Source organism: Mucilaginibacter aquariorum, assembly GCF_024498135.1.
GTDB lineage: Bacteria > Bacteroidota > Bacteroidia > Sphingobacteriales > Sphingobacteriaceae > Mucilaginibacter > Mucilaginibacter aquariorum.
Window position 1 is genome coordinate 2,306,510 of sequence record NZ_JANHOH010000001.1, and the last position, 21,016, is coordinate 2,327,525.

The following is a 21,016-nucleotide window of genomic DNA, read 5'->3' on the forward strand; positions in this document are numbered from 1 at the left end:
TCGATAATTAAAAGTCAAATGCCATTTGGTCAAAATTCAGTTTGCGATTGCTGTTGTATTCCCGGATGGCCGCCGCGATGGCTTTCACCTCTTCCAATGAAAAAACCTCATCCAGACTATAGCCAATAATTTCTTCCGGCGACAGCGGCTCATCTTCAATATTCACATACACAATCGAGCTATCGTTGAAAGTTCTTATTTGATAACTCATAAAACCATCTGTGTCAGCAAGTTGATCAAGCTGTTCAGCAGAAAGCGTTGTTAGCTTATTTGCAAGTTCGAGTTGTAAATTAAAAGGTACCATGATTGCCAAATTTGAGGACTATAAAGTTATGCTAATATTTTTAGCATTATACATATCTTTTTTACATTTTTTTCTGCACATTTGTTTTATGAAAAGTCAATTGTTCCCAGAAATTACCAAGACGGCCAAAACAAATGAAGGCCGGTGGGTTCGAATTTTTCCAAACGATGGCGAAGGCTATCATCTGTACGATGCGCTGGAAGAAAAATGGATTGGACGCATTCTTGTAGATGCGAATGACGACTGGATTTATGATGGCGACGCCTTAGCCGTTACCGAGCAGGAAGAAATAGCCGGCGTTATTACCGGAAATCGCAAGGAAATGGAAGAATTGTTAAGAATCGTAAACAGCCGCTAATGCAGGTTAACGTACTGATGTAATAAATAAACTTCGATGGGTAATTACTTTTGCTACGTTTTACAATGGTATTCTTTGGAGGTTGTTGTTTAATAGAATCAAATCGTGATAAGGCACTCAATTAGGTTATGGGTAGATAATGTTCAGTTATCCTTTAATTGATAGCATGTGCTGCATCAACGATCGTTGAAGTTCCCCAAAGGTGATCGTCCGTTCAATAAGTATATCGGCAACTTTTTTCCGGATGCTTTTAACAGTTCTTCAACATCCTGATAAATATTATACAATTGCTTTGTCCCCCAGCTGTGATCGCGTTGCGCTGACCAATTGGTACTGGCCTTCAAATGCTTGGTAACGTCGAGTGAAAAAACTACGCAGGTTTTCTACTTCAGTTTGGAGTTCTGAGGGAGCGGGTTTGATCACTGTTCGGATTAGAAATTTTAAAAGTACAAAGAATGTTGTCTTTTGTTGTATTTAAGTAATATTGAGGGGCGTATTTATATATACCAGCTCCAAGTTGGTATATGTTAATCATATTTTCCTAAAGCATCGTATGCCTCCGCTGTCAAATTATTAAATGATCCCTTTTTTTATATTTTCTCTGATCATTCCGGCGAAGGGATGTTTGTTTTTTTGTGCCTTACGGATAAAATGTTTGGCAGCAGCAATCTTAGAGGCGTCAAATGGGCCAAACGGCTGGCTCAGGCTAGCAATGTCCCGCTGTGCTTGATAAAGCTCCAATCGGTCACGCCTCATAGGTACAATATCGGCCCTTGTTTTCAGTTTAAATATCCGGATATTTTCTTTGCCCCTTTCATCGTCGTTCACGGCAACGGGCTGATCTAAATTAAAAGAAACCCATATAGAGGGGTCTTCTTCTGCGGGGTTGATGATAGTCTTTACTTCATCACGGCAATGTGAGTGTGCTGCACCGCGCGGATCTACTACTGGAAACAGATTTCCCTTTTGTCCGCTGGCGTTACATTCCCCGCAGGAAATAAGCATATTGTCCCAGCGGTAGGCTAACCAGTAATAACCCGGACGGTTTAATGGTGTGCCATTTGCTTGCTTCCAGGCGGCTTTAGGCCTGAAATGTTCAATTTGTCCACCAGAAATGGGTTTTTCACAAAAGCAACATTTAGGGCCCTGGCATCTTTCCAGTGCGTTTCTAAACTCTACATAGCCATAACTTCTACCAAATTCATATTTGCCTTCTAAAAATGGTTGCGGATCATTTCTAAAATCTGCCAACATTGATGCTTCTGCAACGCGCCACTTGATATGGCCTTTAAAAGCGTGCCCGTTTTGAGTATAACGTACGTCTGGAGGATACGGGTCTTTATTGATTCTGATCATTTCTAATTTGCTGTGCTATTGTTCTAACTAGGTGCATAGCTTGAAAGTCATTTAATGTTTCACCACTGGGTAATATGCCTCCTCCTTCTTCCATGTCTCTTATACTTTCAATGTCTTCCTTTGTTAATTCACTCTTGGAAAGTAATCGCTCTCGCTCGGCCATAAATTCATCCAACTGAGGCGGACGGGTATTCTGAAAGCCAAAAAACTCGCTTCCCAAAACCTGATCGATACGCCAGTTGTGGATTTTCAAATCCCTGTTATTAAGAATTTCAATCTTTCCTTCTTGGTTGCGTTTATATAAAAAGATATCTGCGTCTTCGGCAGCTTGAACGATTAAAGGGCTATGGGTAGCCAAAATGATATGGCTATTAAGGCCATTAAGGTTAAATTGTTTTAGTAGTTTTACATAATCCCTTTGCCAGGTAGGATTTAAGTGCGTATCCGGCTCATCCAATAAAAACAAACAATCGCCTTTTCCGACAATGAGCAGAAGTCCTAAAACGGTAACTAATTGTTGTTCCCCTTCGCTTAGCTGCCGAAAATCAAACGTTGTTTCGTCCTGTTTAGCTTTTACATTTAGGTGGATAGAGGAAATAACATTGATTAGTTCCAACGATTCCAGTGCATCGAAAAAGTCAAGTGGATACTCGAATGTGATGAGCAGATTTTCGGCAATCAGTTCTTTATCGATGTTGTTCAACTCAATAATCTCATAAGGCTGATCAAAAAATTCTTTTTCATTATAGTAGATCAACTCGGCAATATTGCGATCGTACAAATACCGCAGCATTTTATTGGCCTTACCCTTCGCATTCCAAAAAGGAAACTCGTCTGCTTTGATGATGTTCTGTTCCAATTCATCGATGCCGCGTTCGCGGTGGTTCTTGTTATTGCTATTATACCATGGCGGGTTTTTTAACTGCAATCCAAACTCTTCGAGCTCCGAAAAACTTGAAAAATTTTCAATAAGACTTTCTACCGCTTCGTTAAAATTGTCTTCCTTATTGGGGTCGGCATACAGCAACAAAGTCAGTAGTATCAGTTGACCGTGGTGGTTCTCTGAAAAAAAAACCCGTCTGAAGCCGTTGTCAAGACCTTTGTTAGTTTTTAAATCACTTAAAACTTTCTTTTCATGATTTTGAATAATCGATTTTATCCGTTTATTCTCACCGGAATAATATCCAATGATGTGATCGGGTAAAAAAAACTGCTGTTTAGATTTTTTGAAATCGTCAAAATTAATTACCTGTAAATCGCCGGGTTGTTCTATACCTTTCTTGAAGACTTTAAACATCCCTTCCATACTGTTTATCCGGATGTCGGCGCCTTTGCACTCATAGGAAATGTCATATTCAAAATTATCGGTGTCGTAAGGCCAATCATTGTAATCGGATTCGGCTTCCAACAAATCGAGATTAGTAAAGATGATTGCTAAAATCTCCAGTAAGTTAGACTTACCAAGTCCGTTTTGTCCAACCAACAAGGTTATGTTATCAGCCTTAAATTCCAAGGTGATATCAACGATATTCTTGTAGTTAGATACCCAAAGCTGTTTTATTTTCATTTAATGCTGATTATTGAATTATTGCTTGTGACCTTTTTAGACTAATTTCCCGTTGAAGGTTTTCGTTAGAAGAGCTAGTGGTATTTTGTCTACTTTGGTTTTAACGGACTGATATTGATTTTCCATATCCTGGGCGATCTTAAGTAAGTCTTCAATCTTTTTAGCAATCGAATATTGAACATCAATTGGGGGAAGTAAAATATACATATCTTTTAATGCCGGCATATAAATTGAACCAACTGTAGTACCTGTACTTGACGCTATCAATGAGTATCTTGAAGCCATAAAAGCATAGAGTAAATACATGTTATGTATGCACTCACCGCAAATCCAATTTGCAAAATGCTGGCTCGTAGCCATTTCCCTGCCCATGACTGTTGTAAAACCCACAGAAATATCCCTAGACAAACACACTGTTCCTTTGGGTAAAATCCGTGCACTCGAATTCGCGATCCCTTTTTCGTTAGTCATCAACTTAGTTTCCGAAATAATTTTCCCATGAGCCAACCGGATGTCTTGGAGAGAGATCCAAGGAATATTCCCGTTGTCCCAATAAGCATCGACACTTTTTCTTGGCGTGTGACCAGACTCAAGCTTTGCAATGGTGGTAAGCTTTGTCCATTTCCAACCAGGAGGGGCATTATTATTTATATGTCCAATGGTGATGGGAATAATATTAGCATCGAATGAGTCATCTATAAACTTCCCAGATATCCCATAAGCTACTACTGTTCTACGAAATTTAGTAATGCGTTCCAAAAAGTAATCCAATTTTGGTTTCAGAACTTCTATATGCTGAAATGCTCTGTCCAGAATATCGGAAATTTGTTTTTGTTCTTCTATGGGAGGTAATGGTATTTTAATACCAGAATAGGCCGGATATTTCAAATTTCTTAAATTATTGCTACCGCCCTGATATTTGACGACTTCACCAGTAATATAAAGAAATTGTAGATAATAAAACACATATGCCTTGCTCACGGAGTCGGATAATCTAAGCAATCTTAAAAAATTCGAACACACTTTTTCAATGCCGAGTTTTTTTGCAGCTTCCTCATCGAATAAAATAACACGGCCCACCGGCTGGTCGGGGCCGCCCCCTGAAATCTCTATTATGATATCTCCTGCTATCAGTTTTCGCTTTTCAAAACTAGCTGATTTAACAAATCTGGAAAGCGCATTGGCTCCTTTATGAATATTCCAATGTTTAAAGTCACTCCCCCTTATACATAATACTTCCTTGTAGTTGCCATTAGTGCTTGTTGTGGGCTCGCCCCAATCCCCGCCAATGACAAAATCGGTAATTTCCTTTAATGGTTTCGCGGTCCAATTTTCAGGTATATGCTCAGTCATCATCCTAACAAGGCTATTATAGCATTCAGTTCTTTTTGAACAGCATTTAGCTCAACAATAGCTTTTTTTGCTATCTCCGCAGGATCTTCAATGTTAAAATTCTCGGCAAAATTTTGGTCTTCGGTTAGGCCTAAATCCAAATTATCCTCAAGCAATTTAATTTCTTTTCTGCTAAAGCATTTCCAGGCTCGGTCAACAATTTTTGACCGTTCTGTATCGCTAACAATTCCATCGAATTGTGTCCTGATGTTTTCTAAACTAATCCCACCGGTATATGCAATTACAAAATCCTCGAATACTTTCCGCAAAAATGGCGTTCGTTTACCGAAGGCGGGAGCGTTAGTCCTCATATCGTAAAACCATACGTTTTTAGTATTTCCAGTGTCTGTCTTTCCCCTCGTAAAAAACAAGACATTCGTTTTTACGCCTGCGGCATAAAAAATACCGGTTGGTAATCTTAAAATGGTATGCAAGTCACATTTATCCATCAGGTCCTGTCGTATTTTACGACCGTCTCCGTCTTCGAAAAGAACATTATCAGGGAGCACAACAGCAGCTCTCGCTTTGCCGTCCTTTTTAAGGGAGCGGTAAATGTGCTGTAAAAAGTTAAGCTGTTTATTGGCGGTAGCGAAGGTAAAGTCATCTCTTGACGGGCGTTCACCGCCTTGTTTGGTTCCGAAAGGCGGATTGGCCAGCACGCCGTCAAAGTTCTTGAATGATTTCCCGAGGTCGGACAACGTATCACCCATGGCGATCTGACTTTCAAGTCCGTGTAATTTGGCATTCATTAAGGCCAGTCGGTGTGCATCCTGTACCAGTTCGCAACCGCTAAAAGCTTCTTCGATCTGGAATTTCCGCTCTTTGGCGCTTAATTCGTAGTAATGATCGTGTCTTTCACGGAGGTAATGATCGGCGGCAATCATAAAGCCAAATGTTCCCGCGGCGGGGTCATTCCAGCGTTCCCCCAATTTGGGCGCCAGGAGTTCCACCATGACATTGATCAGGGGACGGGGGGTAAAATATTGCCCCGCGCCGCTTTTCTTTTCGCCGGCGTTTTTTTCGAGTAGTTCTTCGTAAATGGTGGCGATTTTGTCCTGTTCCTGTTCATCAAACCAATCAATGGCATCAATGCTGGTAATCAGCGTTCTTAGGTTAACCGGTTTCCGGAGGGTGGTAGAAGCGTTGGTGTATATCTCCTTGATCGTCGCATTGGTGGATTTGCTGCTGATATTGGCCAGCAGGTCGCGGTACCGGTCAAATAGCGCTTTGTTATCTGTTAATCCTTTTAAAGTGGACCAACGGTATTCTTCCGGCAATTCGCTTTCAAATTTTTTTAGTTCTGAGAGGCGTAGGAAGAGGATATAAGTAAGTTCATTCAAATACTGGTGATAGGTTACCCCATCATCCCGTAATACATTACATAGGTTCCAAAGTTTATTCGCTATTTCGTCTGCACTCATGCTTTAGGCGGATTGGTTGTATAAGTTTTCGTTAATGGTATTGATCACCTCGGTTAAGCGGTTCTCAAATATCTTGTTTAATTTCTGGAAACCGCCCGCATCATCAAATGGCGCCTGGTCCAAGTCCTGCGGCTGAAGGATGGTTTCCCGGAGTAATTGCAGCTCAAAGCGGTCGATCCATTTTTCCTGCACTTTGCTCCAGGGATGCAGGTTCCGGACCTGGGCGATGGCCCGTTTGATGCGTTGCTCATGACTGACCAGGACATTTCCAACCGCAAGAGTACGGATAAATGAAATGATATCGGCGGCAATTTCCTGATTTTTGGCGGCTTTCCAGGCAGTCTTCAGGGTGTTGGCATTGTAGCCTTCCCGATCGAGGATGATCATCAGTTCGCGTAAGGATTTACGGTCCAGCTCTCTGGGGCGGGTACAAATGATGTTTAGGGCGTCGATGGTGTTCTGGTTGACTTTGATAAAGCGGGCAAAACTTTCGAGGTAATCTTCCGGCTGCTGACCTTTTCCGTAACCTCTTTCGGTCTCCAGGAATTCATCGGGATGTTCAGAGTATAAGATGTTTTTGGGCGCGGGCCTCAAATCGTCTAAAAAAGGCCACAACAGCCCCAGTTTGGAAATACGCTGGATACCTACTGCTGTGGAGTTACCTTTAAAGAAAGCAATCAGTTCGTCAGGGCTTTCGGCACCGGCTAAGTAATGGAAGGTTTCCAGGTCGGCTGCATCCATCAGTCTTTGCTTGCGTTGTAATTTGGCCAGGATCTGTTCGATCTGTTTCCGGGCGCGGTCGTCGCGATCAATATGTTCCAGTTCACCCGCCAGTTGGGCAAAGGTGGTACTGGGATTGACGACAACGGGCTGCATCTGGGTATAGTCTTCCAGGATATCATAAACGCCCACGGCATCATAGATCTTAAAGGTCTCCTTTCCGATATCCGTGCAAAGGCGGGTGGCCCGTCCAAGCATCTGTTCGTAGAGGATACGGGATTTAACTCGCCGGAGGAAGACTATGTTGCTGATCGCCGGAACGTCGATCCCGGTAGTTAACAAATCGACCGTAACGGCGATGCTGGGGTAACATTCGTTTTTAAAGCGTTTGACTTGTTCCTCCGGGTCATAAGACTTGCCGGTGATTTTTTGAATGGCATCATCGGCAACATCTATGCCCTTTTTTTGAAACTCGTCCTTGAGCAAATGGACGATGGTATCGGCGTGCTCATCGGTCGCGGCGAAGATCAGGGTTTTCGCTTCGTCGTCCGGATCGAGTTTTTCCACCAGTTGTGCAACGACGGTCCGGTTGAAAGCTTCCGTGAGCACGGATTTATTGAAGCCGGATACATCGATACTGAGTTCATCCTGCAGCTGGGCCAGTTCAATAAGGCTGTTGCTTTCCTGATCCAATGCTTTAGGCCTTTCACCGCGTGCCCAGGTGATCCCCTCCTGGTTGAGCCTGGTTTTAATGATAAACGGCGGGTCATGATCAACAAGGAACCCGTCGATGACGGCTTCGCGGTAGGAATAGGTATAAACCGGTGTGCCAAAGATCTCACTGGTATGCAGCGCGGGCGTAGCGGTCAAGCCGATGGCAAAAGCATCAAAATAATCCAGCACCATTCGGTACTTGCTCACATAATCCTGCTGATCTTTAAACTCCAGGTCGAGTTCATCAATTTCCCGGTCCAGCAGGTAGCCACGGTGTGCTTCGTCAATGATAATGCAATCATAAGTATCGATGGCGGGGATGTCGTTTTCGGAATCGTTATAAAAAAGACGCTTGACCATGCCCTGAACAGTCGCGAAATGCAAGCGCGTGTCTGCGTCCGGCAAGGCCTCTTTAAAGCCGCGCGTCTCATAGACTTCGGCAAAAGTGTTCAAATCGATTACGCGGTTATCCTTAAAGGCATTGATGGCCTGGATACCCAATAAGGTGCGGTCAACAAGAAAGAGGATGCGCCTGAAACGGTTGGTCTGGATGAGTTGATAACAAAGCCCGATGATTGTCCGTGTTTTGCCGGTACCGGTCGCCATTGCGATCAATGCACGGTTTCGCTGGGGCTCATGGATGATCACGTCTTCAAGTTTTCGGATGGCTTTGAGTTGGTATGGACGGAGGTTCAATCCCGTGCTGCTGGCCAGAAAATCAAGTGGGGCGTTTTCCAGTTTTTGGTTGGCTGTCTGCATATCCTGCGCTAAAAGCTTGACCAGGCCATCAGGCGATGGCCAACCTTGTAAAGGGCGGGCGGTATTATGGCGTTGACGGACATCGAGGAACCAAACCCCGCTTTTGGTTTTGATCTGTTCCAGGTAAGGGCGGCCATTGGTGGAAAACAGGAAGGGCACGCCGTATTCTTCCCATGACCCAAGCAATGTCGCATTCTTTTGCGGGGCCGCCAGTTTTGCATAAATTTTGGATTGGCCCAGATCGGTCGATATATCCTGGGCATATTTTTTGGCTTCCGCGATGCCATAAAGAGTAGTACCTATGAATAAAGCGTAATCAGCCCAAAGGCCGCCAACCGGCCATTCCGCTATCGCCATATTTTTGCCGCGATGCGGCAGTGTCTTTTGTGTTTTAAAATTGAATTGAACGGTATCTGCCTCCCATCCGGCGAGACGCAGCTGGGCGTCGATGAGTTCCCGGGTCTCTGCCTCGGACATATTGATCTTTTTGACGGCCTTTTCCGAGCGGAGCCGGATTTGTTCCTGTTGCTGTTCCGTGAGACCTCCTGTTTTCCGTTCGGCGAGCAGCGCATCAAATCTTTGTTGCAGTTCGTTAAACTCTTCCTCCAAACGGATCAACACCTGATCGGACTCCACAGCTTCGGGTAGCTGAAAGCTTGTTTCTGTTAGCGTCACGGCCTGTTTGGTATAGGTCTGGTAAAACCACCGCGCAGCTTTATAAGCCGATAACAGCATGTTTTGGGCATCGACTGTGGTACCTTTGCTTTGGTGTGCGGCAATATTGCCTTTATCCTTGATAGTAAACAGCATATCCCGGATGGTGGCTGGGAGTATTTGGGCAAATCCTAAATCCTTCAAACGGTTATGAAAGCTGTTCTCGACCGGGAATTCCAGTTGGTGCTCATCAAATAAATAAATAGTCAATGTTTCGCCAAATTGCCGGAGTTTGATCAGGCAGACCACGGGGTCATTTTTTTGAAAATATCCTTCAGCAGCTTGCCCAATATTAAAGAGCAGCGGGTATTCCGGTTCCAGAAAGCTAAAATTGGATATGATCATGCCAGGATGTAAGGTTGGTGAAATTAGTGCATTAATCACTAAACCGCAAGATAAACAAAAAACAATAGGCCGATGGATACACAGTAACCGCAATTGATTAACTGATCTCCTCCGACAGCGTCAGCGGCTGCCCCTGGTATTTGATCTTAAGCGGCTGCATCTCCTTACTGATCTTGGTATCGGTGACACGGGCGTTTATGTGGCCGGCATCTGGCCGACGGTCTCAATAGGTACAAGATTGATCGATCTCTCGGTAGCGGCAAAGGGATTAGTTTCAACTTTTCATTACTCATTTAGTCCATAGGTCTGCAATTTGCTTTGCAGGGTGTTAATCGAACCATAGCCCAGCCATTTTAGTGCTTGGCTCTTGTTGCCTTTAGCGAGCCGCATCACTTTTTGGATATGGAGTTTTTCTGCATCTTCCCACTTCAGGGAATCGCTGGCGGTGGGGGTCCGGATTCTGCCAGGCAAGTCAGCCAAGCCGGCTTCCTGATCGTGGAAGACATACAGTTGTGCAATCAGATTCTCTAATTCGCGGATATTTCCGGGAAAGGGGTAGGCTAAAAGCGCTGCTTGGGCGTCTTTGCTAAGCGTCAAAAGGCGCGCCTTTTTCAATTCGGTTTTTTTCATTTTTAAAAAGTGGCTGATGAGCGCTTCGCGTTCTTCTGGCAGCATTGCAGCCAGGTCTGGCAGGACAAGCTCGGTCACCGCAAGGCGGTAATATAGGTCCCAACGGAATTTTTCCTGACGGCAAAGTTCTGGCAAGTCGCGGTTCGTCGCGGCGATTACCCGCACATTGGTTTTTAAAGGATCATTAGAGCCCAGGGGCAGGACCTCTTGCTCTTGAAGGGCTCTAAGCAAACTTTGCTGCATATAGGGCGAAATATCACCGATCTCGTCCATGAACAATGTTCCTCCTTTGGCTGCTTCGAAGAGGCCCTTGGTATCTTTATCTGCTCCGGTGAAAGCGCTTTTCTTGAAGCCGAACAGGCGGGCTTCCAACAATTGGTCGCTGAAAGCAGAGCAGTTGACCGGCAGGAAAGGAAAGCCTGCGCGGCCCGATTGATCGTGGATATGCCTGGCGAGTTGTTCTTTACCAGTACCGCTGCTCCCGAGGATCAGAGCGGTCACTTTATCCGTCCGGGCGATCATGGCCGCCTTCGCATACACTCGCTGGATAGATGGTACGAGCAGGTGCCCTATCTTGTCTTGCCCGGGCTTACTCATCCGTTCTTCCAATATCACGGCGCTGACCGGCGCGGTGGAAAAAGCGACGTCGATGATCAGCCGTTCGGGCTTTTTGCTTTTTGAGCGGTTAGCGGGGCGTACCTGCAGCAGCCTGGTTCGCAGGTTCAGGGTGGTGTGGCAAACATACCAGGCTACCTGCATGGCCGAGGTGCCGGGAGAATAAAAGATATCAATATCGTCGTTGGGATATTGCAACAACAGGGTTTCCACCTTTTCTTTAATCTGGCCAATATCAATCAGGTCGTCAACCGCCATGTAGCGGATCTCGATTTTATCCCGGTGTTCGGGGAATAATACTTTAAGCCTGGCCGTCAAATGTTCGGCTAGCGTATCGTCGCCTACGGCAGAACTGAGCAGCAAGTGCTTGTCATAGTCAAAAAAGTTCTTGTAAAAATTAACCGTCGGGCCGTCATCGTTTACCGCCCCATCTTTAAAATCGTTGTTTTTGGCCAACCAAGAAGCTAAAATTTTCATATCATTTTTTGACAATTAAAATCAATAATTGACAACAATATAGAAATAATTCGCCAAATATAAGAGGTTTTATGAGTGGCAAGGTTTTCGCAAGTCCCTAATCAAATTATTTAAACTATGGAAAATCCAAAATTTCAGGTGTTCAAGGGCACCAACCAACAGTTCTACTTTCATTTGAAAGCCCGCAATGGTGAAAAGATCCTCAGCGGTGAAGGTTACACTACCAAACAAGCCTGTCTGAACGGCATCGCATCTGTGAAAACCAATGCCCCTTATGACAGCCGCTACGAGCGTAAGGATCAAGTCTACAATTACACCTTCAATTTGAAAGCGGGTAATGGCGAGATCATTGGACGGAGTGAAAATTACACCACTGCAGCCGGCCGTAACAACGGCATCGATGCCGTTAAGCGTGATGCGCCGGGAGCACCTACTGAAGACCTTAGCTAAATGGAGTGTAACCGGAAAAAATAGTACATTTAACCACCTTATCCAATTATAAATGAGCGTTTTTAACGAGTTATTAGCATCCCGCCAGTTAGGCCGCCATAGTGGTCAGGCTTTATGGGCCTACGCCCTGGATGATGCCGGGTTCCTTCAATTGAGTCAAACCTTGGCTGGTGTGTCGAATTCGGAAGAACTGGACCCTGTCGACTGTGCTTTATATTATGCAGAATGGTGGAAAAGATGTTACAACGGCGGCATTCCCTCCAAGCGCGAGGTATTGGACAGCATCGATGGCCTGCGGGTCACCGATGAGGAACGCTTCTTTCAACTGGCCCGTAAAGGAGGCCAGTTGTTAGGCGTCCGCTGGATCAAAAACCAAAACACTCTTTATTTTAAGACACTCTTATTGCAGGGCGGCTTGCCCGTCAGGCACATGTCTGCACACAGCGGAAACTATAAAAATTTCTTACTCAAGATCATAGAGCTTAACCCGTCTACCATAGACGATTTCGCATTCGATAACGACCTGACGGCGCTGCTGCCAAAGACCAGCCGCAATCCGGAGATTTACGAATGCTGCTTATCAATCGTCAAAGCGATCATGGATAATGACGAAGCTTATTTATCCATCCTGAATGGGAACCGGGAACTCAACGAGATCAGCAGCGAGCTGCGAGTCAAAAAGCTGAGTTTGCGCGTGCCAGTAAGGAGGACCCGAATTAAGGTGGCGTGGATGCTCGATACCCATAAAAAAAGCATCCGCCTTTACCTGGCCTTCCCTGAATTCACTACCGAGCAATTTCGCAATCTTTTTATCCGGAACAACGAAGAGGATCAACTTGACTACGTCTACAAATGCTATTACAACGGCGTCATCGTTTGCAAATTTATCAAAAAAGCGAACGGCCAATATAAAACAGACTGGGTCAACCAGCACGATCTCCTGTGGGACGGCGGAGACCAACTACCGGATATTTATTTGACGGGCATTGATGGCAAACGGCACAGCTGTAACGATTTGGTCGGTTATCTGCCCCGATTGGATCAAGCTACCTTATGGACAGCATACGATGACACGCAATACACGCTGGAAAAAGGCCGTCATACGACGGGCGATACCGGATTTTTGTTGAGCCTCGCTGCACAGCATGTTTCCGGCGGGGAAGCAATCGAGGACTTGCAGTTATATGGCGAAGCTTTTCAATTGATCCGGTTCCGGGAAATTATCACAGTCTCCCAGGATGGAGAAGAACGTTTCTTCAAAACATCCAGCAAGAAGATTGACTGGTATATACTGGACCAACGGCCGAAATGGATTAAAAGGGCTAACTATCCGATCACCGGCAGTAAGCCTCACATCATTGCCGAAGATGAGAACGGTCCGATCAAGATCATTGATTTGAAATGGCGGCAAAGCCTATCAATGGGCTGGAATAATTGGAATGTCCCGATACCGGCCGGACTGACCGAGCTCAAACTGCAGATCGGGGATATCATTGAGTATGACACCTGTTTTATGCTTGGCCGATTGGAGAGGCGTGTACATTCAGAAAGTCTGCACCAAGCCCAGATCGAATTGGTCAATAATCTATTTGTCTTTCAAATCAATGAAAACCCCTGGGTTCACATCGATAAAGCTGGACCGCATACGATCACGCTGAATTTGACCAGTACCAGTCATATACCGGCCGCTATTCATGGCAGTCTGAGGTCGGCCAACCAGGCCCATGGCCTACAGTTTGAGATGGAGCCGCCTTTTCATGGCGTTGCCATTCTTGATCCGGGAGGAGAAGTATTGGCGAATAACAGCAGCCTAACCCTAAACAAACTTTACGGGTACCGGCTGATGACCAATCAGGATCAGCTGATCGTGAATATGAGCAATACGTCGAAAAAGGACATCATCATATCCGAACCATTGGAACGCGGCCTAAGTTCACTAATGAAATTGGAAGATAAGATCATTCAGCTTTACGCCCTTTCCGATATTATGGACAGCACATCAGAGATCCTGTTGGAGATCGCCGAGCAAAAGCAATTTGGTCAAATCAAGCTAGCTGAATACCGCATTCAGAGGTATGAACAGCGGATCGCCTGGAACTTAGATGATCAGCAACGTCTGCAGTTGCAAACCGCGCCGCTTCAACCCGAGCTTTTTGCAGTACCTCTGGATTGCGCACTAGATGAATTGTACTTGCGCGACCTGGTCTGGCAAGACGGCATCTACACTTTCCGAAACGAAAACAGTCCGGAAAAGTACATTGCTTTCTGTGGCAAAGAAGTGAGGATTCAGCCGGAGTTTATCTGCAGCGACTCGCTGCACGAACAAACCAGCGCTGAGGACCGGCTCGAACGGATTAACCAGTTGCGTGACGAGTTACTGACGGCAGGTGCTGATGAAGAAATTTGGCAGCGCTTATTGGCTTACTTCCGCATTTGTCAACAAAACGCTTTAACCTACGCTACGTTCGACATTTTGCGAGCTGCCAGCTTTTCTTCAGAACTGGCCGCCAGGGTCTTTGTGTTCCTGGCTTACTCTGACGAAACGGAAACGTTTATCAGCGAATCCTGCGGACTGCTGGAACGCGATATTGGCTTCTGTTTCCATTGGGCCGCCCGTGAGCACTGGTTGGCTGCCACAGAATGGATAGGCTTTCAGTCAGATGAAGAAGTCGCAGAATTAATTTTTGGTAACATTTTCCAATATTTTGAGGAGCAGCAACCCGCTGAAAGCTTTAAGGAAACTGCCGGTTATATTTTTCGTGATACGAGGCCAAGGTTGAAACAGGGTTTCCACCTCAACACCGAGATCAGCAAAATGCGGAGTTTGCTAGGATCAAAGGTATTGGCCGAGTTACCCAAAAAATGCCCTAAAGTTCCAGAAGCTTTTAAAAGCATCATTGGGGTCAATGCTGACTTGGCTAATGTCAAACTCTTGCTTAAATCACCGGTAACGGTGGCGCTTTCCATCGCAAACGTTGATCATACGCTATGGAAAAAAGAAAATGAGGATGTCCGGCGCCATGTTCGCTACAGCCAGTTACTCAACCCTGCCTGGTACAGCGAGGCAATCAACTACTGTTTAACCAAAAATCTAATCACCTATGAACTTTAAAAATTTATACCACCAGATCAATAACCGCCTAAAGGAGGCTATCATTTCTTTATGGGCGACCGGCGATGCGACGATGCAGCGTTATTTTTCACAGATCCTTGAACGCGAAGGCTTAATGGCCGAACCGGTATTTCAAACCGGATTTCCCTGGGAACCTTCACCCCTAACTTTTGGAGAGGCGGATAAGGTCTTCAGCAGGGATTTTATCGATAAACTTGCCGCCATCAGGGACCCCAATTTCCAGTTCCCACATGAGCGTCACCCCTATAAACACCAATATGAAAGTTGGGATACCCTCCTTAATCTGCGCCGCTCGATAGCGGTAACCACCGGTACGGGCTCGGGTAAAACAGAATGTTTTATGCTGCCTGTACTCTATGATATTTTCAAGCACAAACGGGACAGCGTGGGGGTCAACGCCATTTTCCTTTATCCCCTCAATGCCCTGATCGGCAGTCAAAAGAAAAGGGTTGATGCCTGGTGCCGGGCGCTGGGAGGGATCAAATACGCGGTGTATAACGGTAATACGCCAGAAAATGTGAAGGCCGCAGATGCGCAGGCCAAGCTCCCGGAACTCATGAGCCGTCCACAAATCCGAAAAGACCCACCACAGATCCTGTTCACCAACCCGGCGATGCTGGAATACATGCTCGTTCGGAATAAAGACGTTGAATTGCTGCAAAAGTCAAAGGGGGCGCTACGCTGGATCTTGCTGGACGAGGCACACACGCTCACCGGCTCAGGCGCCGCAGAAATGGCACTGCTTATCCGCCGGGTTGTAGATGCTTTTCAAACTGATATCAGCCAAATCCGCTTTGCGATCACTTCCGCAACGGTTGGCGCCGGACCGGAAAATCAGGAAAAACTTAAAAAATTCATGGCCGACCTCTGCGGCATTCCGGCCGCTCAGATCACCCTGATCACCGGGCACCGGGTATTGTCACCGGAATTAAATATGGCACAAACCGCGGAACTGGACTCACGTGTCGTGGAATTGCGCAAAGAACTGTTGATCCAGCCCGCCCTTTCCCTTGGCGAGATCGGCCGCCGCTTTGAAACGCCCGGCCTTGATGAGCGCCTGGACATTGTTGATCAATTGAGCAATCATCAGGTCAGTGGACGTTCCATCCTGCCTGTCCGCGGCCACTTTTTTGCCAGGGGCATCGGCGGTGTTTTTGTTTGTACGAACCCGGAATGTACCGTACACGGGAAGGACAAACCTGCGGCGGCACCGGGACACATGACCACCATAGCCGGCGGCCTCTGCAAATGCGGCTCGCAGTTGCTTGAGCTCGTCGCCTGCCGGACCTGCGACCACCAATTGCTCGAAGGGGAAAGGATCACCGACCGGAAGACAGGTGATGACCGTGTCCGCATGGTTTCGGCTGTTGTGCAGGACCCGTTTACCATCGATCTGGAAGACGAAGAAGAGGATAACACGGATCCGGCCAATGTCACCAAGTTTTATTTTACCCGCAGGCAAGCGGATGGCCACTACCACCCTGATACGGTGAATTTTGACCTGACCACCGGCGGGGAACTGGTCTGGAACAATGGACAGTTCACTGAACTGGATAGCGGCGCCGCGTGCCCACATTGCGGTGAACGTGTTCACAATCCGCAGCATTTCCGGTCTTCTGCATCGTTCATCAACCGGATATTGGCCGACATTCTGTTGGAGATCACACCTGAAGCAGCCGTCCCAACTACGGATATGCTCTGGAAAGGTCATAAGTATATCTCGTTTACGGATAGCCGACAAGGCACCGCAAAGATATCAGCGCTCATAAACCAGGACAACGAAGCCAACTGGGTACGTTCACAGGTATATCACCGCCTGTGCCGTCAAAAGCAGCGGCAGCGAGCTGAGGCACCTGTCCTGTCGCCGGAAGAGCTGGAGTTCGCCATTGCGGACGCAGAAGAAGCACTGCGCAATAATAGGGTACCTGCACTGCAAAAGAAAAGGCAAAGGGAACTCGATGAATATATCGCCTTGCGCGACGAGGGCGCCACGGCTTTGCCACCGCTCACTTTAAGCTGGCGGGATGCCAAAATTGAACTGATGAAACAGACCGATTTCGGTAAATTGTTCCATGGCAACAACCCGGGTGATAAAGGACCGGGTGCCAGAGATGAATATCTGACAGCGCTGCTTTATGACCAGTTCGCACGTCGTATGCCTAAAAAACGTTCGCTGGAAAACCTGGGTATGGTGAATCTCGTGTATCCGGACCTGGCCAAAGCTCACGTGCCCGCCCATGTAACTGCGCTCGGGATAAGTCCCCAGGAATGGCAGGATCTGCTAAAAATAGCGGCAGATTACGTTATTCGCCTGAAGTTTTATTTTCAGTTGCCGCAGGGCGTTTACCGTTATGGCACGGAATTCCTTCGCAGCTTTAGCATCTATAATCCCGATGCCCAGCAGGCCAGCACGTCAGAGAAATGGCCGCTTTTCGACCGGCGCAGCGCCCGGCCTAATAAACTAGCCCTGCTGATCTGCGCGGGATTGGGTTTGCATGACCGTTCCGATATTGATAACGAAACCGAAGACCAGGTTAACGAATTGATGCGTAGCATTTGGGTGGCCATCAGGACACATTTGCTGGAAGGTAATGGTGACGGCTATCAAATGAATCTCGAAGCGGTCAGTCATTTTCAATTGGCCGGTCAGCTTTTTCTTTGCCCTGTCAAAAAGCGTCTCATCGATACGCAGTTTCGCGGTTATTCGCCCTGGATCAGCGGCAGCCTCAACCCGGAGAACATCCAGCGCTATGCGATCACACGTTCAACGCTATTTCCCGAATTTCCCCATGCATTCAATAAGGATGCAGAGAATCAGGAGGATTTGGCAGCAACCCGCGCGTGGCTGGCGGAGGCGTCGGCGCCGCTCCGCGAGGCCGGGCTGTGGAACAACCTGCATGAGCAGGTAATCCTTTACCGTCCTTTGTATCTTTCTGGCGAGCATTCCGCCCAGCAAAACGAAAAGCGGCTGGATCAACTGGAGCAGCAATTTGAAAAGTCGGAGATTAACATTCTCAACTGCTCGACGACCATGGAAATGGGCGTTGATATCGGCGGTATTTCGATGGTCGTAATGAACAACGTTCCGCCGAGCCCGGCCAATTATCTACAACGTGCCGGCCGCGCAGGCAGACGTTTCGAAGCTCAGTCACTGGCCTTCACAATCTGTCCGCCGAACCCAATCGGGATGAATGCCTGGAACGAACCGAAATGGGCGCTGACCCATCCCATCGCTTCACCTTATATTTCTTTTAGCAGCGAAACACTGGTCATGCGGCATGTCAACGCCTTCTTTTTAGGAAAGTTTGTCCAGGACGAGCTCAGCGGGATCAATCTGACGATCGACACAGAACGCTTCTTTTTTCATCCGCACGCACCGACCGCCACACTGTTTACCGACTGGATCCTGCGAGCGGATGTCTATCGCTGTGAAGCCGGCCTCGCCAGCGTGGTCAGCGGCACCCCTCTGGAAGGAAAGCAGTTCGCCTATTTGCTCAATAAGGCTATGAAAGCCTTTCAGGACTTGCATAGCGCTACGATGAGCCAACAAGAAAGTTTTACGAACAAGCTGGCCCAACTCGACGCTGAGTTCGGTGACCGAACGCCCGCCTATAAAGCGGTTGATTACCAGTACCGCCAATTTCGGGAGAAGAATGCGATCGGTTATCTGGCCGAATCAGGCTTTTTGCCCAGCGCGGGGCTCCCGACGGGTATCATCGATTTCGATACCGTAAACGTCGACGACCTGAAGAACAAAACCAATACCGGTAAGAAACCAGCTTATTTTATCACCCGGGCGCTCTCCGAGTTTGCGCCCGGCAACCAAGTCGTGATCGATGGGAAAGGCTACGAACCGGCAGGTATTATTTTGAAAAACGACCGGGGTGTCGAAGCAGAACGGGAGATTATCCAATCTTGTAAAAACTGCGGTTTTCAGCGCATTCTTAAGTCAGCTTCCGCAGAAGATTTTAACAAGCCCTGCCCCCATTGCACCCAAACGGAATTCACCGGCATCAATTTCAAAGACCCGACCTTGGTCCGGCCATTCACAGAAATGATCCAGCCTGCCGGTTTCGCGGTCGATCTTTACGAAGAACCGACCCGCAAGATCACCGAGGCTTCGTCTGTCCAGTATGTCGACCCGCTACTGATCAACATCAAACCCTGGAACTCGACGAGCCTGGCGATCTATGATACGCGTGAAAGCGAAGAAAATGCGGAGATCCTGTATTATAATGTCGGGCGCGGCAATGGTTATTCGGTTTGTTTACACTGCGGGAGGGCAGCCACCGATGCCGGAGACCTGCTAGGTCATACCCGGCTGCGTGGTGGCAAGAACAATACCAGAGATACCTCCGCCCTGTGCTCAGGTAACAGTGCGCCGCATGGCATTCATCACAATGTGATCTTAGGGGGCAAGTTCCAAACCGGTTTTTGCGAGATCCGTTTCCGTGATGAGCAGCACGGCTTAACCCGCGACGAAACGTTGCTTTATACGCTGGGGGCCGTGTTGTCGAAAGAGCTGGCCCATTTCCTGGCCATCGAACAGGCGGAGATCAGTTTCGGTATCAAACGTTATGCGCAGTTCTCTTCCGTTTTCATTTTTGATACGGCCAAAGGTGGTGCGGGTTATGCGGCGCAATTTCCTTTGTATGCCGAGGACCTCTTCAAGATCGCCCGAAAAGCACTGTCCGGCTGTGAATGTGAACACGCCTGCACCCAATGTTTGATCGATCGCAATACCCAGTGGCATATCGATAAACTGGATAAACAACCAGCCCTCGCCTGGCTGAAACGCGCGCTCAGCAGTCAGGTACCGGATGCGATCAGCACTGCCTATCCCCGGACCAGCGTATTAGCTTCGGAGATCAAAGCCGAACTGGGCCGCCTGGCCGATCACGGTAAATTACAGGAGGTCCGTCTGGTGGGGACCGCAGATTTCCAGAACTGGGAGCTGGATCGTTTACAGCTGATCAGCAAACTCCGCGGGAGAAGGATCAAAGTAAATTTTGTGCTCGAACAAGTGCTCGGGCAATGGAGTATACAAGATAAAATGACGCTGATACAGCTGGAGGAGTGGGCATCCTGTGCTCAATACGACCCATTAGTTGCAGCACCGCTTCAAACGATTTGCGAGGTTATCTTGCAGGGTGGTGAGGTTGTTAGCTATTTAGCCGCTGATTTTGAAAGAAATTTTGATGAGCATTGGGGACGAGCCGATATTTCAGCGATTTACAAATACCCGGGCGCAACCATCGCATCATTGAAGCCTATTCTAGTCCGGATTGATGAGCAACAAGTGCAGATCGCCAACATGAATGTCAGCGGTCCGATCACTTCTGATGCGATCGCTGCCGAATTGCTGAAGTTGCTTCCTAGTATGGGCCTGGAAGACAGAATGCAGGGACAAACATTTGCGGTCTCTTATTACGATCGTTACCTGCGGACGCCGCTGGGCTGTATGATGACTGTTCAGTTCGTTGCAGGATTGCGGGACCGTTTAGCCTTCCGTGTCAGCTCGTTTACCTTTAAAGGGGTAGATTTCGAGGAGGACAGGGAGCCCTACATTGTATCCCACAATCTTCAAAATGCATTGATTCGGAACGAATTGATGGAAGAATTTGCAGCAGACTGCGGATTATCAAATGTCTTAGCCGAGAATGACAGCTTGCCGCACTTCCGGTATTTTGAGTTCAGGAACGAAAAACTCAAGGTCATCATCCGGCCTGATGCAGGCATCGCGCACGGTTGGTATCCCAGCGGCCCAGGTAAAACATTCAGTACGCGGACCAACGGTAGTACTATTGTGACCATTAACAAAAAGGATAATGATCCACTATTATATACGGTATCTGTTGAGAATGTTTAGAGAGTATTTAACAAGAGGGCGATTATAAAATTGCCCTCTTGTTAAAAATTAATTTCTTATGCCCTGATGAAGCTTATCTCTCCACCTTATAATAGGGTGAACTATACTTTATGGCACAAAAACGGGCTGGTTTATCACTGCATCTTTTATGCTGACTGGGATGGATGCATGGCTTAACCGAACATTTGACAT

At 47.1% G+C, this 21,016-nt stretch carries 11 protein-coding genes; 4 read left to right on the top strand and 7 right to left on the bottom strand.

From position 1 onward, the window contains the following. Nucleotides 1-7 precede the first annotated feature (7 nt). Nucleotides 8-304, bottom strand: coding sequence for a hypothetical protein (locus NPE20_RS09975; RefSeq protein ID WP_256538473.1), 297 nt, complete (start codon nucleotides 302-304; stop codon nucleotides 8-10). 88 nt (nucleotides 305-392) lie between these two features. Here NPE20_RS09975 and NPE20_RS09980 point away from each other — a divergent pair, with 88 nt between their 5' ends. Beyond that, on the top strand, nucleotides 393-662 hold the full coding sequence (locus tag NPE20_RS09980) for a hypothetical protein (protein ID WP_256538474.1): 270 nt from the start codon (nucleotides 393-395) through the stop codon (nucleotides 660-662). 573 nt (nucleotides 663-1,235) lie between these two features. On the opposite strand, the gene NPE20_RS09985 is transcribed toward NPE20_RS09980, so the two are convergent. From NPE20_RS09985 to NPE20_RS10010, 6 genes are all read right to left on the bottom strand, one after another. Beyond that, on the bottom strand, nucleotides 1,236-2,018 hold the full coding sequence (locus tag NPE20_RS09985) for an HNH endonuclease family protein (protein ID WP_256538475.1): 783 nt from the start codon (nucleotides 2,016-2,018) through the stop codon (nucleotides 1,236-1,238). Beyond that, nucleotides 2,002-3,585, bottom strand: coding sequence for an AAA family ATPase (locus NPE20_RS09990; RefSeq protein ID WP_256538476.1), 1,584 nt, complete (start codon nucleotides 3,583-3,585; stop codon nucleotides 2,002-2,004). The genes NPE20_RS09985 and NPE20_RS09990 overlap by 17 nt, the downstream gene beginning before the upstream one ends. A gap of 36 nt (nucleotides 3,586-3,621) precedes the next feature. Continuing rightward, nucleotides 3,622-4,941: a restriction endonuclease subunit S gene (locus tag NPE20_RS09995; RefSeq protein WP_256538477.1), complete on the bottom strand. Its 1,320-nt coding sequence runs from the start codon at nucleotides 4,939-4,941 to the stop codon at nucleotides 3,622-3,624. Then, entirely contained in the window at nucleotides 4,938-6,398 is a 1,461-nt protein-coding gene (locus NPE20_RS10000; RefSeq protein ID WP_256538478.1) for a class I SAM-dependent DNA methyltransferase, read from the bottom strand. The genes NPE20_RS09995 and NPE20_RS10000 overlap by 4 nt, the downstream gene beginning before the upstream one ends. 3 nt (nucleotides 6,399-6,401) lie before the next feature. Then, nucleotides 6,402-9,650: a type I restriction-modification system endonuclease gene (hsdR, locus tag NPE20_RS10005; protein WP_256538479.1), complete on the bottom strand. Its 3,249-nt coding sequence runs from the start codon at nucleotides 9,648-9,650 to the stop codon at nucleotides 6,402-6,404. A gap of 285 nt (nucleotides 9,651-9,935) precedes the next feature. Then, a complete protein-coding gene (locus NPE20_RS10010; protein WP_256538480.1) occupies nucleotides 9,936-11,372 on the bottom strand; it encodes a sigma 54-interacting transcriptional regulator in 1,437 nt (478 codons plus the stop codon). Between the two features lie 117 nt (nucleotides 11,373-11,489). On the opposite strand from NPE20_RS10010, the gene NPE20_RS10015 reads away from it, so the two are divergent. The 3 genes from NPE20_RS10015 to NPE20_RS10025 are packed head-to-tail and all read left to right on the top strand — an operon-like array spanning nucleotide 11,490 to nucleotide 20,824. Beyond that, the gene (locus NPE20_RS10015; RefSeq protein ID WP_256538481.1) at nucleotides 11,490-11,822 is read left to right on the top strand and encodes a YegP family protein; all 333 of its coding nucleotides are present in this window, start codon (nucleotides 11,490-11,492) and stop codon (nucleotides 11,820-11,822) included. Between the two features lie 52 nt (nucleotides 11,823-11,874). Next, entirely contained in the window at nucleotides 11,875-14,934 is a 3,060-nt protein-coding gene (locus NPE20_RS10020; RefSeq protein WP_256538482.1) for a hypothetical protein, read from the top strand. Continuing rightward, nucleotides 14,924-20,824 carry a DEAD/DEAH box helicase gene (locus NPE20_RS10025; RefSeq protein ID WP_256538483.1) on the top strand — a complete coding sequence of 1,967 codons (5,901 nt, stop codon included), beginning with the start codon at nucleotides 14,924-14,926 and terminating at the stop codon, nucleotides 20,822-20,824. The genes NPE20_RS10020 and NPE20_RS10025 overlap by 11 nt, the downstream gene beginning before the upstream one ends. Nucleotides 20,825-21,016 lie beyond the last annotated feature (192 nt).

Excerpts from the sequence above, each read along its gene's own strand:
- NPE20_RS09990 (WP_256538476.1), bottom strand. The coding sequence starts at position 3,585 with ATGAAAATAAAACAGCTTTGGGTATCTAACTACAAGAATATCGTTGAT.
- hsdR (WP_256538479.1), bottom strand. The coding sequence starts at position 9,650 with ATGATCATATCCAATTTTAGCTTTCTGGAACCGGAATACCCGCTGCTC.
- NPE20_RS10015 (WP_256538481.1), top strand. The coding sequence starts at position 11,490 with ATGGAAAATCCAAAATTTCAGGTGTTCAAGGGCACCAACCAACAGTTC.
- NPE20_RS10025 (WP_256538483.1), top strand. The coding sequence starts at position 14,924 with ATGAACTTTAAAAATTTATACCACCAGATCAATAACCGCCTAAAGGAG.
- NPE20_RS10020 (WP_256538482.1), top strand. The coding sequence starts at position 11,875 with ATGAGCGTTTTTAACGAGTTATTAGCATCCCGCCAGTTAGGCCGCCAT.
- NPE20_RS10000 (WP_256538478.1), bottom strand. The coding sequence starts at position 6,398 with ATGAGTGCAGACGAAATAGCGAATAAACTTTGGAACCTATGTAATGTA.
- NPE20_RS09995 (WP_256538477.1), bottom strand. The coding sequence starts at position 4,941 with ATGATGACTGAGCATATACCTGAAAATTGGACCGCGAAACCATTAAAG.
- NPE20_RS09980 (WP_256538474.1), top strand. The coding sequence starts at position 393 with ATGAAAAGTCAATTGTTCCCAGAAATTACCAAGACGGCCAAAACAAAT.
- NPE20_RS10010 (WP_256538480.1), bottom strand. The coding sequence starts at position 11,372 with ATGAAAATTTTAGCTTCTTGGTTGGCCAAAAACAACGATTTTAAAGAT.
- NPE20_RS09985 (WP_256538475.1), bottom strand. The coding sequence starts at position 2,018 with ATGATCAGAATCAATAAAGACCCGTATCCTCCAGACGTACGTTATACT.
- NPE20_RS09975 (WP_256538473.1), bottom strand. The coding sequence starts at position 304 with ATGGTACCTTTTAATTTACAACTCGAACTTGCAAATAAGCTAACAACG.